We start from the raw sequence: 14997 nt of genomic DNA, 5'->3' as shown, positions 1-14997 counted from the left end.
ACGCACACCGACACCGCCGGCGCGTGGCCGTCGTGCAGGACGACGGCACCCTGCTGCCGCTGCCCGGCGTCACCTCGCTCACCGCCCTGCTGTCGGAGTCCGGCGGTCTGCCCGGGCTGCTCGCCGCGGGCGCGCAGGCGCTCGACGCGCCGCCCGGCCCGCATGTGTCGGAGGTGCGGCTGCTGCCGCCGTTGCGGCCCGCGTCCGTCCGGGACTTCGTCACCTTCGAGGAGCATGTGGCGGGCGTCCGGCGGTCCGTGGAGGGCAGCGGCGGCGTACCGGAGCAGTGGTACGCCGCTCCGGCCTTCTACTTCACCAATCCGCACGCGATCCACGGCCCGCACGACGACATCCCCGTCCCTCCCGGCTCGGCCGTCCTCGACTTCGAGCTGGAGGTCGCCGCCGTCATCGGCCGCGAGGGCCGCGACCTCACCCCCGAGCAGGCCCGGGACACCATCGCCGGCTACACCGTCCTCAACGACTGGTCGGCCAGGGATCTGCAGTCCGCCGAGATGAGGGTGGGCCTCGGCCCCTGCAAGGGCAAGGACACCGCCACCACGCTCGGCCCCTACCTGGTCACCGCCGACGAGCTGGAGCCGTACCGGGACGCCGACGGTTTCCTGCGCCTGGCGCTCACCGCGGAGGTCAACGGCGAGGTCGTCGGCCGGGACCTGCTGTCCCACATGAGCTGGACGTTCGAGGAGATGGTCGCGTACGCCTCCCGGGGGACGCGGGTGCTGCCCGGTGACGTCCTGGGCTCCGGCACCTGCGGCAACGGCGGCTGCCTCGCCGAACTGTGGGGCCTGCGCGGCGAACAGACCCCGCCGCCGCTCAAGCCCGGTGACACCGTCACCCTCACGGTGGAAGGGATCGGCAGCGTGTCCAACACCGTCGTGCCGGGCACGGACCCGGTACCGCTGCCCGCAGGCCGACGCCGGTCCCGGGAGCGGCCGTGAGCGGGTCCCGGGCCCGGAGACTGCCGGGCACCCAGCACCTCGCCCCCGCTTCCCCACTCCGCCGTCCGCGAGGCCGACACCCCGGTGACCGGTCGGCCGCCGGCCAGGTGACCGTGAAAGAGACCGGCCGCCCCGATACGAGGGCGGCCGGCTCGGTGGCGCACAGGGTCACACGCGCAGCGCCGCGCACTGGCGCAGCAGCGGTTCCAGGCGAAGCTGGGTGCCCTCGTGGTCGAACACCTGGAGGGCGTCGAGGCAGGTGACGATCCACTGCGCCTCGTCCTCGTCCTCGATCCGCACCGCCACGGCGGTCACCGCGCTCTCCACGTCGAACGCGCCGTCGGCGAATTCGTCGGCGAGCGCCCGGTACCCGGTCGTGAGCAGCGGGTCCGCGTACACTCCGGTGGCCTCGGCGAAGGCACGGGCCTCGGACCGGTCCGTGCGCAAGCCGGCGAGGCGGCGCAACGCCTCGTCGGGATCGCCCAGTTCGTCGTGCAGGCGGTGGGCCCGGTCCACCAGGAGGGGCCAGCCGCCGGTCAGCTCGTGGAGCCGGTCCAGCCGGTCCTCGGTGTGGAACCTCTCGACGCGCTGGGCCCAGCCGTACAGGCTGCGGCGATCGTGGCGGCGCAGCACCACGGGCGCGGCCGAGGTGGGTTCGTCGCCCGTCAGCAGGGAGCGCCACAGCGCCAGTTGCGCGACGTCCGTGACCAGGACGACCGCGCGGGTCACCCCCGGGGTGGCGGGCAGCAGCGTCTCGGCCAGGTCGACGGACTCGCGGCACGCCTCCGGTCGCGCCGGGTAGCGGGCGAAGTCGCTGATGACGACGCGCCGTTCCCGGGGCACTCCGCCCACCAGCTCCTGCTTGTAGACACTGAGCTTGCCGACGGGCGGCAGCGTCCAGTCGGCAATACGGCCGGCGATCGTCCGCAGGGTGTCGCCGACGTCGGTGACACCGGTCGCGGAGCTGCCGAGGACGACCCTCGTCTGGTTGGACCGCTCGCCGAGCAGGTCGTCGAGCTGGGTGATGGTGAGCGGTGCCGGCCGGCCGTCGGGCAGTTCCGGACGGCCCTCCAGCACGATGCTCTCCTGCAGCTCGCAGTCCTGTTCCGCCCTGAGCAGGCGGGCGTCCACCTCGTGGGAGGTACCGATCATGCGCAGGGCGTTCGGGCCGCGCAGATGCCAGCCCTGACCGTCGTGATTGGGGGCGAGCACGCCGAGACCCACCATCTCGGAGAGGTAGGCGCGGAAACCCTCGGTGTCGAGCTGGGCGAAGCCCTTGTGCCAGAACGTCTCGCATTCCTCGCGCAGCTCGGCGTCGCTCAGTCGGGCCTCCAGTCCACGGTGGCGGGCGTGGTACGCCAGCACGTTGGCGATCACGTCGTAGCGGTGATCCAGGCTCAGCGTGTCCTTGAAGGCCGCGGAGATGCTGTCCCTGAGCCCGGCGTCCGATTCCACGACCTCGATGTCGGCGATCTCCACCGCGTACGGCGGGCCTTCGGCTCCGCGCCGCGACCGCTTGCGGTGCATCACCTCGACCAGTCGGTGGCCGAACATCTGGAGCAGGAACGGCTGGTAGGAGCAGTAGCCGAGCACCCGGTTGACCAGGTCCATGTCCTGGAACTCGAAGCCGAGCGCCCTCATCGGGTCGACCAGCAGTTCGGCGGCGGACTGCGGTGCGAGCGGGCCGATCACCTTCGGGGTCTGGGCGAGATGCCCGAACGGTCCGTTGCTCGCGAGCTTGGAGAACCGCTGCACCGAGTGCAGGCCGGCGAAGACGACCTTGGCCCGGTCCTTGGTGTCGGAGCCGAGGCCCTTGAGTTTCTTCGTCTGGTCGAAACGGGGTGCGTCCGCTTCGAAGAACTGGTCGCACTCGTCGAGCAGGATCAGCAGACGACGGCGGGAGTCCCCGTCCAGCCAGGCCCGGATGCCGGCCCGCACCCGCTCGGGCATGCCCTGCCGCGACTTGCGGCTCGGCGGACCGCCCAGCACCTGAGCCGCCCTCAGCTCCCGGTCGAGGACGCTCCACAGCGCCTCCGGTCCCAGCGAGCTGCCCTTGCCGATGTTCTCCTGGTCGAGGTTCACGTACACCGCCAGGTGGTAGCCGGGGCGCTGCCCCTCGAACCGCTCCCCGGCGTCGCTGAGCAGTGCCGACTTGCCGAGTCCGCGGCCACCGAAGATGACCTGGGTGCCCCGCGGGTCGAGGATGCTGACTCGTTCGGCGTCCCGCCCGTAGAACATCTCGCCGCCGATCCGACCGCGCTTCTCCCGGATGTACGGATTGACGCCGGAGAACGGCAGCAGGGTCTGCGTGGCCGTACTGGCCTGCCGGTTGCCCCGTGCCGCGAGGTAGGCGAGGGCCGCGTCGTCCACGACCAGCATCGGTTGCAGCCGGCCGGAGCCGACGGCGAGTTCGACGCGGGCCTCGCGGCTCAGGGTGCCGAAGTAGACGACGAGGAGGCTCGCGCCGCTGGTGTCGCGCTCCGCCCAGCTCATGACGACCTTGGCAGGGGGACGGCCCCAGACCATCAGCACGCGCAGGTTGCCGCCCTGTTCCCTGATCTGGGACCCGAACGCGGGCGCCTTCGCCCTGCCGTTGATCTCCACCTCGGTCGCCTCGAAGAGGCGGTACTCGCGCCGGTGCTGGGACCGCTCGTCGAGCGGCCTGGCGCTCTTGGCGTCGTAGCCGAGAAGTTTCAGGAGCGGCGGCAGCTGGCGCCTCGGGGAGACGGTGAGCCGGTCCTTCGGTTCGGTGGCAGCCAGCTCGCGCCATTCGTCGAGGGCGTCGGCAGCCAGGGCCGCCTCGTCGGTCGAGAGCGCGCTGTAGTCCAGAACGGGGATGACCGGGTGCTTTCCGCCGGACCGGACGAGGTCGACGAGGTCCCGGTCGATGCCCTTGGGCAGGCCGTCGGGCACGGCCGGGAAGAACTCGGTCAGGTGGGACTCCCCGCCGTCGATCTCCGGGACGTCCTCGCCGATCTCCAGGAAGTAGACGAGGTCGGCGGCGGTGGCCAGGCCTCCCGTGTCCAGGTGCCGCAGGACCTGGGCCCGCTCGTCCTCGGTGGGGTCCAGGGCGTCGAGCCGGGCCCTGATCCGGTCGGCCGCCTGCTGCCGGAAGGCGGGCAGGTCGCCGCGCACCTTGTCGAGCGCCCGCCGCACGTCCACCAGATCACGCGTGTCGCTGCCGTCGAGCCGGTCCCGGGCGTCGGCCAGCAGCTCCTGAAGACGCAGGTCCTGGTCGTCCGTCACGGCCCCGTCGGCCTGCGCGCGGTGCAGCTCGGCGACGAGTTCGTCATGCGCCCTGCGCAGCTCCGTGCGGCGGGCGGCCTCCCGGGCCTCGATCTCGTCGACCGTCGGCGGGACGAACTCCCCGGCCCGCGCGGCCGGCAGCATCCCGCGTCCGGCCAGGTCGGCGATGGCGCGGGCCGCGGCGAAGGCGTCGCGGGAGAGCCGCTCGGCGAGGGCGTCCTGCCAGCTCCGGTCGACCGCGGTGAGCAGCTCGCCGAGTGACGGACGCTCCTCACGGCTGTCGCAGACCTTGAGCAGCTCCGCGTCCAGCACGAGTTCGGGGTCGACCGGGCCACCGGTACGCGGGGTCGCCGTGTGCCCGGCCAGCAGAGCGAACAACTCCTCCATCGAGGCGCGTGCCGCCCATGCCATCGCGGCCGAGTCCGCGTCCGCGCGCCGAGCCGTCCGCTCCAGTTCGCCCAGGACCGCTTCCTCGCCGTCCAGCAGGGACTGGCGCAGGGCCGAGACCTCCTTGGCCGCGCGGTTGCCGTCGGAGCGGTCGCCGCGGCGGATGCCGTCGACCGCCAGACACCATTCCTTGACCAGACCCACGGCTCGTTCCACGAGGTGCACCAGGTCCTGCCGCCCGGAGCCCTGGAGCGGCTTCCCGCTCGACGAGCGGTGCCTGCGGTCCATACGGTCGATCTCGTTGCTGATCTCGGTCAGCTTCGACAGACGTTCGGCCTGCTCCCGTGTCTGCGCCACCCCGTCACGGTGGTCGCGGACCACCGTCGTGAGCAGCGATCCGAGCATGCCGTCGTCGGCCAGCCAGCGCTTGGCGATCTCCGTCGCCCGCGCGAACCGCAGCCTCGGCGGCGCGAGCAGGGCACGGCACTGCTCCCGCAGCTCCCGCAGCCGGGCCTCCGTCTCGGCGATGTCGGCGATGACCAGCGGGGAGGCGATCATCAGGGCTCCGCTGAGGGCACGGTCGGCGACCGCGGTCGCCGCCTCCGCCAGCCGTTCCGGCAGCCGGGGCACCAGGGCCTTCAGCTGGGCACCCGCAAGGTGGTCGCCGGTGATCAGCGCGGTGCGCCCTCGCTGGTCAGTTGTACGGCGAGGTGCCCGGGGCTGTGTCCGGGGGTGGGCAGCAGGCGGAGACCGGGAGCCGGCTCGACGCCGTCGGCGGGAACGTCGACGAGGTCGAGCAGGCCCGCTTCCGCCACGGGGTGCACGGAGTCGCGGAACATCTGCCGACGCGGCTCGTCCATGGCGTACCCCGCCCAGAAGTCGTACTCGGCGCGCGCGGTGACGTAGCGGGCGTTCGGGAACGTGGGCACCCAGGTGCCGTTGTCCCAGCGGGTGTTCCAGCCCACGTGGTCGGTGTGCAGATGGGTGAGGACGACCAGGTCGATGTCGTCGGGCGGGAATCCGGCGGCGGTGAGCCGGTCCAGGTAGTCGGTGCGCAGGCCGTTCCAGGCGGGGTTGGCGCGCGGCTTGCCGTTGCCGATGCCGGTGTCGACGAGGATGCGCAGACCGCCGGTGGCGAAGGCGAAACTGTGGCTGTCGAGGCGTACGACGCCCTGGGGATCGGCGAAGTGGGGCCGCAGCCAGTCCTCGCGGGCGACGACCTCCGGTGTGGCGTCGGGCAGCAGCCAGGGGCCGGTGGCCGGGGGCAGGGGGATCTCGTCGATCCGGTGGACGGCGACACGGCCGACGGTCCAGTGCGGAACGGTGAGCGGGGCGGCGGCGGCCGGGCGGTCGTGCGGGGGTGGCGGCGAGTGGTGCGTCGTCATGGTCGGCGGGTCCCTTCCCGGCCTTAAAGCTAACAGTTTGCGTTAACGCACGATACCTGTCTACCGTCGCTTAATGCAATCGCTTAGCTTTAAGGAGGCAGAGGTGTCCGCACCGGATCTCACCCCCCACGAGGCAGCCCGGTGGGCCGACCGCCACGGGCTGCCACTGCCCGCGCACCGGCACGCACCCGTCGCGGCCACCGCCCGGCACATCCACTCCGTGGTGGCGGTCCTGCGCGAACTCGATCTGGGGGACGTGCCGCCCACCGCCGGCCACCGTGCCCACCTCACCGAGGAGGAGCGGCTCGATGCGGCCGTATGAGATGACCCTCGCCGCTGCCGCCGGCGCGATACGACGTCGGGAACTGTCCCCGGTCGAACTGGTCGACTCCGTCCTCGACAGGATCGAGCGCATCCAGCCGCGGCTCACCGCCTACGCCACCGTGACCGCCGAGCGGGCCCGCCGGGCGGCCCGCGACGCCGAACGGGCGATCACCGAGGGCCGCCCGCACGGACCCCTGCACGGCGTCCCGATGGGCTTGAAGGACCTCATCGACGTCGCGGGCATCCCCACCACGGCGAGCTCCCGGGTCCGCGCCGGGCACCGCGCACAGACCGACAGCGCGGTCGCGGCCCGGCTTTCCGAAGCGGGAGCCGTCCTCGTCGGCAAGACGCACACCCACGAATTCGCCTACGGCCTGACCACCCCGCAGACCCGCAACGCGTGGGACGCGGGCCGTGTCGCCGGCGGCTCCAGCGGCGGCTCAGCCGTCGCCGTGGCGGCCGGGGCGGCGACCTTCGCCCTCGGCACCGACACCGGCGGCTCGATCCGGGTGCCCGCCGCGCTGAACGGGATCGTCGGGCTGAAACCGACGTACGGTCTCGTGCCCCGCCGGGGGGTGACCTCGCTCGCCTGGTCGCTGGACCACGTCGGCCCGCTCGCCCGCACCGTCGAGGACACCGCGCTGGTCCTCGACGCCCTCGTCGGCCCCGGCGGGGGCGGCCCGGCCGGCCCCGACAGCCCTTCCGCCCCGCCGGAGGAGCTGACGGGACTGCGGGTGGGCGTCCCGCGCACCTACTACTTCGACCGCGTCGCCCCGCAGGTCGAGGCAGCGGTACGACGGGCCATCGGGCGCCTGGCGGACCTGGGCGCCCGCCTCGTCGACGTCGACATCCCCATGACCCGCTACGTCCAGGCGGTCCAATGGGGGCTGATGGTCCCCGAGGCGACCGCCTATCACGAGCACACCCTGCGCACGGTCCCCGACCTGTACGGCGCGGACGTCCGGATCCTGCTGGAGGCCGGCGCACTGATGTCCGCCGGGGACTACCTGCGCGCCCAGCGTGCCCGCACCCTGATGCGCCGGGAGTGGGCGGTGCTGTTCGAGAAGGCCGACGTCATCGCCGCGCCCTCGGTCCCCGTGACCGCCGTGAAAGCCGGCCAGGAGACGGTGACCTGGGCCGACGGCACCGAAGAGGGCGTGGCGGACGCCTATGTGCGGCTGTCGGCCCCGGCCAACATCACGGGCGTTCCCGCGCTGTCGCTCCCGGTCGGCCGGGACCGGGCGGGGATGCCGATCGGCATGCAGCTGCTCGCACGTCCCCTCGCCGAGGCCCTGCTGCTGCGGGTGGGGCGCGCCTACGAACGGACGCAGCCGGCGCCGGAGGTCGCCTCCGCCTCCTGACGGCGATCCGCCGTACGGTCAGCGCTGAACGCGCGTCAGGAAGTCCGTGACGGCGGTCGCGACCGCGCCGGGGGCCTCCACGGGGAGCAGGTGGCCGGCGGCGGGGACGGTGGTCATGGTCGCGTGCGGTATGTGCGGCAGGAGGAACTCGCGCAGCACGTGCGGCGGTTCCACCACGTCGTGCTGCGCGGCCAGCACGGTCACCGGGACCGCGATGTCGCGTACGGCGGATGTGATGTCCTGCGCGATGCCGCGCAGCGGCCACTCCCGCCGGGCCTCGGCGCCGGCGGCGAGGCTGTCGCGCACCGCGGCGGTGTGCGCCGCCGCGGGCAGCCGCGTGGCGGTCAGCACGTGGTCGAGGGCGTGCCGCACCGTCTCGGGCGAGTCGTATGCGCGGGACAGGCCCTGCCGGTACTCCTCGGTCACCGTGGCGGGCGGGCGCGGCGGTGCGGGCGCGACGAGCACCAGGCCGGCCAGCCCGGCCGGCCGGCGGCCCGCGACGAGCTGACTCACTTTGCCGCCCATCGAGTGCCCGACGAGGACGAACGGCCCCGGCACGCACGTCTCGGCCACGCGGACCAGGTCGTCCGCGAGCTGGTCGAGGTGATAGGGCCCGGGCAACGCCCGCGAGGCGCCCCAACCGCGCTGGTCGAAGCGGACCGTCGGCTGTCCGGGCGGCAGCTGGGCGAGCACGCCGTTCCAGGTGTCGGCGGAGCCGCCCCAGTAGTGGGCGAACACCAGCGCCGGCCCGCCACCGCCGCCGACTCGCACCTCCAGCGTCCCGCCCGCCACGGGCACCGGCATTGTGGTTTCCGTCATCGTCACGCCTCTCCTCCCGGCCGCACGACCGACCGCCGTCCTGCCCCCCGCCACCCTCGACGGGTAACCTGACCTGCCTGTCAGGCTCGCGTCCGACGCTACGAGAACCGACCTCCGCCCTCCGGTGAAAAGGCGCACGATGATGGTGGAAAACGGACACAGCCCGGTGCGGCAACTGCGCTACCTGCCCGCCGTCGGATCGTCGTACGGCGTGGAGGTCATGGACTTCGCCGCACTGCGGGCCATGGACCCCCACCGCCGTCGCGCCCTCCCGCAACGCCCCGACTTCCACGTCTTCGCCCTCGTCGGCTCCGGCGCCGGCAGCCACGAAGCGGACTTCCGCCCCTACCGGCTGACGGAGGGAAGCGCCGTATGGATCAGGCCCGGCATGGTGCACCGGTGGTGCGACGTCGACGCCTGCGAGGGACCGCTGATCCTCTTCCGGCCCGCCTTCCTCCCCGGCTTCACCGCGGCGGAGGCCAGCGCCCCCGTCTGCTGGCAGCTGGACCGGCAGCGCCTGGACCTCGCCCTGTTCGCGGCCGACCACCTCGGCCGCGAACACCACACGGCGGCGCGCTCCCCGCGCCTGGCCTCGCCGCCCCTGCTCTCCCACCTGCTGGCGGCCCTGATCCTGCGCGCCCTTCCCGGCACCCCCGACCGCACCGGCGCGGCTGCGGCCGGCGACCGCTCCACGGAGGTGTTCCGCGCCTACCGGGCCGCCGTCGAGGAACACCTCGCCGACTGGCACCACGTCGCCGACTACGCCAGGGCCCTCGGCTACGACGTACGCACCCTCACCCGGGCGACGCGCGCCGCCGCCGGCACCGGTGCCAAGGCCTTCCTCGACCAGCGCATCCTGCTGGAAGCCAAGCGGCTGCTCGCCCACACCGACCTGCCGGTCAGCGGCTGCGCCCGACGCCTCGGCTTCCGGGACGTCGGCAACTTCACCACCTTCTTCCGCCGTCAGGCCGGCATGCCCCCCGCCGCCTGGCGCGCCACCCACGGGTGACGTCCGGAAACGCAACCGACACCCCGTCACACGCGTCGCACCACACATGGAACGCGAGTGGCTCTTCTCTCTCATCCCCCTGACGATCGGCGTGGTCTTCCTCGGCTTCGGTGTGCACGGTCTCCGCCGGGCCGGCGCGCTCGCCCGCACCGGTGTCGACGCGCCGGCCAGGATCGTCCGCCACCAGACCTGGCGGAGCGACGAGGGCGCCACGTACTACCACCCGGTCGCGGCCTGGACGGCCCAGGACGGAACGGCGTACGAGTACGCGTCCAGGTTCGGGCGCGGTGCCGTGGGCAGCGGCTTCGGCGTGGGGGCGCATGTCACGGTCCGGTACGACCCGGAGGCCCCGCAGCGGTTCGTGATCCAGGGCTGGGACAAGAGGGCGGTCGACCTGCTGTTCACGGTCCTGGGATCGGTGCTCACCGCGGGCACGCTGGGGGTGCTGCTCGTGCGACTGCTCACCCTCTGAACGCAATGTCTTTGCTTTAAGGTGAGGTCATGAGCCGCAAGCCGTTGGTGCGCCCCGGTGGCCGCAGCGCCCGGGTCCAGGAGTCGGTCCACGAGGCCGTGCGCGCGCTCACCTCCGAGGTGGGCCGCGACGCCCTGACCGTGCCGCTCGTCGCCGCGCGCGCCGGAGTCACCCCGTCGACGATCTACCGCCGCTGGGGCGATCTGCAGGAGCTGCTCTCCGACGTGGCGGTGGAACGGCTGCGCCCCGAGACACCCCCCGGCGACCACGGGGGCCTGGCCGCGGATCTGACGGCCTGGGCCGAGGAGTTCCTGGAGGAGATGTCCTCCCCGCCCGGCCGCGCCTACATCCGTGACGCCCTGCTCGGCGATCCCGACGGCACCAATGCCGGCCAGTGCTCCGCGTACGCCGCCGAACAGATCGACGTCATGCTGGACCGGGCGGGTGCCCGCGGGGAGCCGGTGCCGGACGCCGAGACCGTCATCGACCGGGTCGTCGCCCCGATGATGTACCGCATCCTCTTCCGCCGCGGGCGACTGGACGCCTCGTACGCGCGCCGGCTGGTGACCGGCCTGCTGGCGGACCAGGACTCCTGACCCGTCCCGGGGAGCCGCCCGCTTCCGCGGGGCACGCGGTCGCCCGCACGGCGGCGTGGCGCGGGGCGAAGGCCGCCGCGCCACGGATGTGCGGTGTCGCTCCGGGCGCTTCGTTCAGCCCGTACTGCACGAGACGGTCGGCCAGGTCCAGTTGCCGTTGGGCTGGATGGTGACGCCCCAGGTGTTGCCGTTGCCGTTGGGTTTCGCCACCAGCACCTGGCTGCTGGGATAGCTGGTGCCGACGTTCCAGGTGGACAGGACCTTCGCCGGGGACGGCACGTTCATCGTGACCGTCCAGTTGCTGGCACCGGAGACGGCCACGTTGAGGTTGTACCGGTCGCTCCACTGCTGACCGGCGGAGAGCGTCGCGGTGCAGCCGCTGCCCCCGCCACCGCCGCCGCCCGAACCGGTGCCGCCCAGCGTGATGTTGGAGCTGCCGCTGCTCTGGTATCCCTCGGTGGCCATGATCATGTAGTAGTTGAAGCTGCCGAGGGGCATGCCGGCGCGCGCCCAGGCGTCGAAGTGGTTGCCGGTGGTGATGGTGCCGCCGGTCCGCTTGGACTGCCGGACGCTCCAGTACTGGTTGAAGGTCTTGTTGCCTTCCACGGACGGGGCGTTGTACCGCGTCGTCTGGTAGATGTCGTACGTGCCGCCGTCGCTGGTGACCGTGCCCTTGTAGGTTCCGGTGGGCCGGTAGGTGCCCCAGTTGTCGACGATGTAGTACTCCACCAGCGGGTTCGAGGTCCACCCGTACAGCGCCAGGTAGGCGTTGCCGGACGGGTTGAAGGTGCCCGAGTAGGTGACGGTCCTGCGTCCGCCGTTGCTCCAGCCCTTTCCGGCGACGAAGTTGCCGGTGTTGCGCCAGGAGGTGCTGTAGTTGCCGCCGGAGCCCAGGTTCATGGAGACCGTTCCCGGCGCGTCCGTCCAGAACGAGTAGTAGTAGCCGTCATTCGTCCCGGTCTGGTTGGTCGTGATGACCGTGTCGGCCTGGGCGGTGCCGGGCAGGGCCAGCGCGGCCACGCCCACCAGCAGCAGGGTGCAGGCGCTGCTGACGAGCAGTCTGAACCGGCCGAACCACCCGGGGAGAGCGCGCCGACGGCGCGTGGATCGTGGGGCTGTGTCGTTCATGTGTGTGCTTCCTCCTCGTCCTCATGGAGTCGACGGGGGCCGGGCGACAGTGTTGGACCGCCCCTGTCCACTGTCAATGTTTTCGGCAATATCTCCGAAACATTAGATCGTCGGGTGCACGGAGGATTGATGACTGAAATACCAGGTCAAATGGCCTGTGGGGTCTTGAATGCCGAGCGCTCGATTCTTCGAGTGCCAGGAGTTCGACGGCTGGAAGGTTCATCGACTTCGAATGTTTCGAAGTCGGATACCAGTCACTGGCGAACCCCTGCTGTATCGATCTTCACATCATGACTGATCGCACGCATCCGAAAGTTTCGTTCATGCGTCAGAAAGTTGGCCGGAATATGCGCGCAGCTCATATTGTCGCCCTCGTGGCGCGTTCCTAGCCTGGGAGCCATGCCACTCCATCGCACCGGGTCAGCCGACGATCCGCAGCAGACGTGGTGGCCGTGCGGCGGGTTCGGGCAGGCGCAGGGGTGCCCGGCCGGGGGTGATGCTGCCGAGCAGCGTGGCTCTGCGGGCGCCGGTGGCGGCGGGGAGGGTGCCGGGGAGACCGTGGACGGTGAGGAATCCCAGGGCGGCGAAGGCCAGCGCCTCCTTCGCGTCCGAGGGCAGGCCCACGTCGTCACTGCGGCGCACCGGCACGTCGGGCAGTTCCTCGCCGATCATGCGCATGAGCACCGGGTTGCGGGTGCCGCCGCCGGAGACGAGGAGTTCGGTGACCCCGTGCGCACGGCAGGCGTCGGCCACCGTCACGGCGGTCAGCCGGGTCAGCGTGGCCAGGACGTCGTCGGGCGCGGGCGTGGGCACGGCCTCCAGCGCCCGCTCAAGGTAGGGCAGATGGAAGTGCTCCTTGCCGGTGGTCTTCGGGGCGGGCCTGCGGTAGTAGGGATCGTCCAGGAGGACGCGGAGCAGCTCCGGACTCACCCGGCCGGCGGCGGCCCGGCGCCCGTCCTCGTCGTGGTCGGCACCGCCGTCGGTGAAGTGCCGTACGGCCGCGTCGAGCAGGGCGTTGGCGGGGCCGGTGTCGAAGGCCAGCGGGTCGGCGCCGGGCGCGACGACGGTGACATTGGCGATGCCGCCGAGGTTCAGCGCGGCGGGCGTGCCGGGGAGGGCGCGCAGCAGCAGGGTGTCGGTCATCCCGACGAGCGGGGCGCCCTGGCCGCCGGCCGCGACGTCCCGGCTGCGCAGGTCGGAGACGACGGGCAGCCCGGTGGCCTCGGCGATCCAGGCCGGCTGACCGAGCTGCAGCGTGCCGCGCACGATGCCGTCCTCCACCCAGTGGTGCATCGTCTGGCCGTGCGAGACGACGAGGTCCGCGGCGCCCGCGCACAGCTCCCGCAGGGCCCGCGCGGCGGCGTCGGCGAAGGCCTGCCCGATGCCGCTGTCCAGGGCGCAGACGGTCTGCGTGGTCGTGGCGGCCGGCGGCAGGGAGGCGGCGATGAGGGCGCGCAGGTCGTCCGGGTAGGGAACGGAGAGATGCCCGAGCGGGCGGAGGAGCAGGGCGTCGGCGTCCAGGGCGAGGTCCGCGGCGGCTGCTTCGATCGCGTCGTACGAGGTGCCCGACATCAGGCCGATCACCCGCATGACGCCTCCTGTTCCGCCGCCCGTTCGGCGGGCGCAGCGGGCTGCGGCTGGAGCATGGTGCCTCCCGGGGTCGGGGTCGTACCGGGTGCGGGGCCGCAGGCGCGGTCCCGCACCCCGTGCGGTGCGCGGTCAGTTCCGGTGGGTGGCCGTGGTGACACGGCCCTCACCGGGGCCCGGCTCGTCGTCGTCCACCCGGACCTGCGGGGTCGCGGGGGACTCCGGGGCGCGGTGCGACAGGCTCATCAGGCCGCCGACGACGAGGGTGGCCACCACGCCGATCGGCACCAGCCACTGGGCGGCGATGGCCGTCGGTACGGTGGCGCCGGCCGTGGTGACGTCGATCTTCACCTCACGCACGATGTACGTCATCACCGCGACCGTCACCAGGAACGCCACGATGGAGTCGGTCTCGTTGGCACGCCGGACGACGCGGCCGAGCAGGAACGCCCCGAGCAGGGCGCCGTAGGTGTAGCCGGCGATGGTCAGGCCGGTGAGGTAGACATTGCCGGTGCCGGCGCTGAACGCACAGGCGAAGACCGCCATCAGCGCCGCCCACACCAGCGTCATCACCCGGGCGAGCTTCAGCAGGAACGCCTCCGAGGGCGTCGTACGGAAGAAGCTGTGGATGATGTCGGCGACGGTCGAGTTCGACATGGAGTTCAGCGCCGAGGACAGCGAGCCCATCGCGGCGCCGAGGATGCCGGCCACCAGGAGACCGGAGATCACCACGGGCAGACCGTGCAGGATGAAGTCCGGGTAGAGGTTGTCGGAACTGCTCAGACCCAGCTCCTGGAAGCTCTTGCCCTGGTTGTACGACCACAGCAGCGCGCCCACGAGGGAGAAGGCCGCGAACTGGAAGGTGACGAAGACACCGGAGGCGATCATGGCCTTCTGGCCGTCGCGCAGGGAGCGGGTGGCCAGGATGCGCTGCACGATGAGCTGATCGGACCCGTGACTGGCCATGGCGAAGATCGCGCCGCCGAGAATGGCGGTGGGCAGGGCGAACGGGCTGGTCAGAATATGGGCCAGGGCGAAGTCGGTGTCGAACAGCCGGAACTGGCCCGCGTGCAGGGCGCGGGCATAGCCGGCGCCGCCGACGTGCGCGGAGAGGACGGCGATGGCCAGGACCGCGCCGCCCAGATAGAGACCCATCTGGATGGCGTCGGTCCAGATGACCGCCTTGATGCCGCCGAGATAGGTGTAGACGACGGTGATCACCGTGAGCACGATGATGATGACGCGGTAGCTCGTGTGCACGCCGAACTCGTCGAGCAGCAGCTTGATGGGGATCGCGGAGGCGAACAGCCGGACGCCTTCGGCCAGCAGACGCGTGAAGACGAAGGTGACCGAGGCCAGCCCCTGCAGTCTGAGCCCGAACCGCGTACCGAGGTACTGGTAGGCGCTGACGAAGCCGCCCCGCTTGTACAGGGGGATGAGCACGGTGGCCACGACGACGCGGCCGACGACATAGCCCAGGGCCAGCTCGACGTTGCCGAAGCCCTGGCCGCTGTAGGCGCCGCCGGGCACGCTGATGACGGTGAGCACGCTGGTCTCGGTGGCCACCACCGAGAAACTCACGGTCCACCACGGCATGCCGCTCTCGCCGACGAAGTAGTCCTTCGACGTCCGCTGCCGGCCGGCCAGGCGCAGTCCGATCACGGCGATCGCCACCAGATAGACGACGATCACCACGAGGTCGAGTTGGCGCACACTCTCTCCTAAGC

Annotated in this window: 11 protein-coding genes and 1 pseudogene; 6 read left to right on the top strand and 6 right to left on the bottom strand. The window is 72.0% G+C overall.

Annotated elements, in window-relative coordinates:
- The coding region (locus tag CCN44_RS14945; RefSeq protein ID WP_086697910.1) for a fumarylacetoacetate hydrolase family protein at positions 1-956 on the top strand (956 nt) is incomplete at its 5' end.
- A gap of 168 nt (positions 957-1124) precedes the next feature.
- Here CCN44_RS14945 and CCN44_RS14940 read toward each other — a convergent pair.
- Both CCN44_RS14940 and CCN44_RS46185 read right to left on the bottom strand, forming a co-directional pair.
- Entirely contained in the window at positions 1125-5219 is a 4095-nt protein-coding gene (locus tag CCN44_RS14940) for a hypothetical protein (RefSeq protein WP_244203920.1), read from the bottom strand.
- Positions 5220-5249: 30 nt separating this feature from the next.
- Positions 5250-5974 (bottom strand): annotated as a pseudogene (locus CCN44_RS46185) (MBL fold metallo-hydrolase); the annotation flags it as partial.
- 103 nt (positions 5975-6077) lie between these two features.
- Between CCN44_RS46185 and CCN44_RS14935 the strand changes: the two are divergent.
- Complete coding sequence (locus CCN44_RS14935; protein WP_059255817.1) at positions 6078-6296, top strand: hypothetical protein; 219 nt, start codon at positions 6078-6080, stop codon at positions 6294-6296.
- Positions 6283-7659, top strand: coding sequence for an amidase (locus CCN44_RS14930; RefSeq protein ID WP_086697907.1), 1377 nt, complete (start codon positions 6283-6285; stop codon positions 7657-7659). The genes CCN44_RS14935 and CCN44_RS14930 overlap by 14 nt, the downstream gene beginning before the upstream one ends.
- A gap of 18 nt (positions 7660-7677) precedes the next feature.
- On the opposite strand, the gene CCN44_RS14925 is transcribed toward CCN44_RS14930, so the two are convergent.
- Positions 7678-8478 carry an alpha/beta fold hydrolase gene (locus CCN44_RS14925; RefSeq protein WP_086697909.1) on the bottom strand — a complete coding sequence of 267 codons (801 nt, stop codon included), beginning with the start codon at positions 8476-8478 and terminating at the stop codon, positions 7678-7680.
- A gap of 145 nt (positions 8479-8623) precedes the next feature.
- Here CCN44_RS14925 and CCN44_RS14920 point away from each other — a divergent pair, with 145 nt between their 5' ends.
- From CCN44_RS14920 to CCN44_RS14910, 3 genes are read left to right on the top strand one after another with little or no spacing between them, the layout of a single operon-like run.
- Positions 8624-9487 carry a helix-turn-helix domain-containing protein gene (locus tag CCN44_RS14920; RefSeq protein ID WP_086697908.1) on the top strand — a complete coding sequence of 288 codons (864 nt, stop codon included), beginning with the start codon at positions 8624-8626 and terminating at the stop codon, positions 9485-9487.
- 46 nt (positions 9488-9533) lie between these two features.
- Complete coding sequence (locus CCN44_RS14915; protein WP_086697906.1) at positions 9534-9959, top strand: DUF3592 domain-containing protein; 426 nt, start codon at positions 9534-9536, stop codon at positions 9957-9959.
- Between the two features lie 29 nt (positions 9960-9988).
- The gene (locus tag CCN44_RS14910; RefSeq protein WP_059255809.1) at positions 9989-10555 is read left to right on the top strand and encodes a TetR/AcrR family transcriptional regulator; all 567 of its coding nucleotides are present in this window, start codon (positions 9989-9991) and stop codon (positions 10553-10555) included.
- A 114-nt stretch (positions 10556-10669) separates the two neighbouring features.
- Here CCN44_RS14910 and CCN44_RS14905 read toward each other — a convergent pair whose 3' ends face one another.
- The 3 genes from CCN44_RS14905 to CCN44_RS14895 all read right to left on the bottom strand — a co-directional run bounded on the left by CCN44_RS14905 (position 10670) and on the right by CCN44_RS14895 (position 14983).
- Positions 10670-11683 carry a glycoside hydrolase family 11 protein gene (locus CCN44_RS14905; protein ID WP_059255807.1) on the bottom strand — a complete coding sequence of 338 codons (1014 nt, stop codon included), beginning with the start codon at positions 11681-11683 and terminating at the stop codon, positions 10670-10672.
- A gap of 420 nt (positions 11684-12103) precedes the next feature.
- Positions 12104-13273 (bottom strand): anhydro-N-acetylmuramic acid kinase, encoded by a 1170-nt coding sequence (locus CCN44_RS14900; RefSeq protein WP_059255806.1) that lies wholly within the window; start codon positions 13271-13273, stop codon positions 12104-12106.
- 129 nt (positions 13274-13402) lie between these two features.
- On the bottom strand, positions 13403-14983 hold the full coding sequence (locus tag CCN44_RS14895) for a sodium:solute symporter (protein WP_086697905.1): 1581 nt from the start codon (positions 14981-14983) through the stop codon (positions 13403-13405).
- Between the last annotated feature and the right edge of the window lie 14 nt (positions 14984-14997).

The organism is Streptomyces tricolor, from assembly GCF_002155905.1.
GTDB lineage: Bacteria > Actinomycetota > Actinomycetes > Streptomycetales > Streptomycetaceae > Streptomyces > Streptomyces tricolor.
The sequence above is the reverse complement of the archived record's forward strand: the minus strand, read 5'-3'. Positions and strand labels throughout refer to the sequence as shown.

What these genes read in the sequence shown, in the direction of transcription:
- CCN44_RS14930 (WP_086697907.1), top strand. Translation starts at nt 6,283, where the DNA reads ATGCGGCCGTATGAGATGACCCTCGCCGCTGCCGCCGGCGCGATACGA.
- CCN44_RS14925 (WP_086697909.1), bottom strand. Translation starts at nt 8,478, where the DNA reads ATGACGGAAACCACAATGCCGGTGCCCGTGGCGGGCGGGACGCTGGAG.
- CCN44_RS14915 (WP_086697906.1), top strand. Translation starts at nt 9,534, where the DNA reads ATGGAACGCGAGTGGCTCTTCTCTCTCATCCCCCTGACGATCGGCGTG.
- CCN44_RS14910 (WP_059255809.1), top strand. Translation starts at nt 9,989, where the DNA reads ATGAGCCGCAAGCCGTTGGTGCGCCCCGGTGGCCGCAGCGCCCGGGTC.
- CCN44_RS14905 (WP_059255807.1), bottom strand. Translation starts at nt 11,683, where the DNA reads ATGAACGACACAGCCCCACGATCCACGCGCCGTCGGCGCGCTCTCCCC.
- CCN44_RS14900 (WP_059255806.1), bottom strand. Translation starts at nt 13,273, where the DNA reads ATGCGGGTGATCGGCCTGATGTCGGGCACCTCGTACGACGCGATCGAA.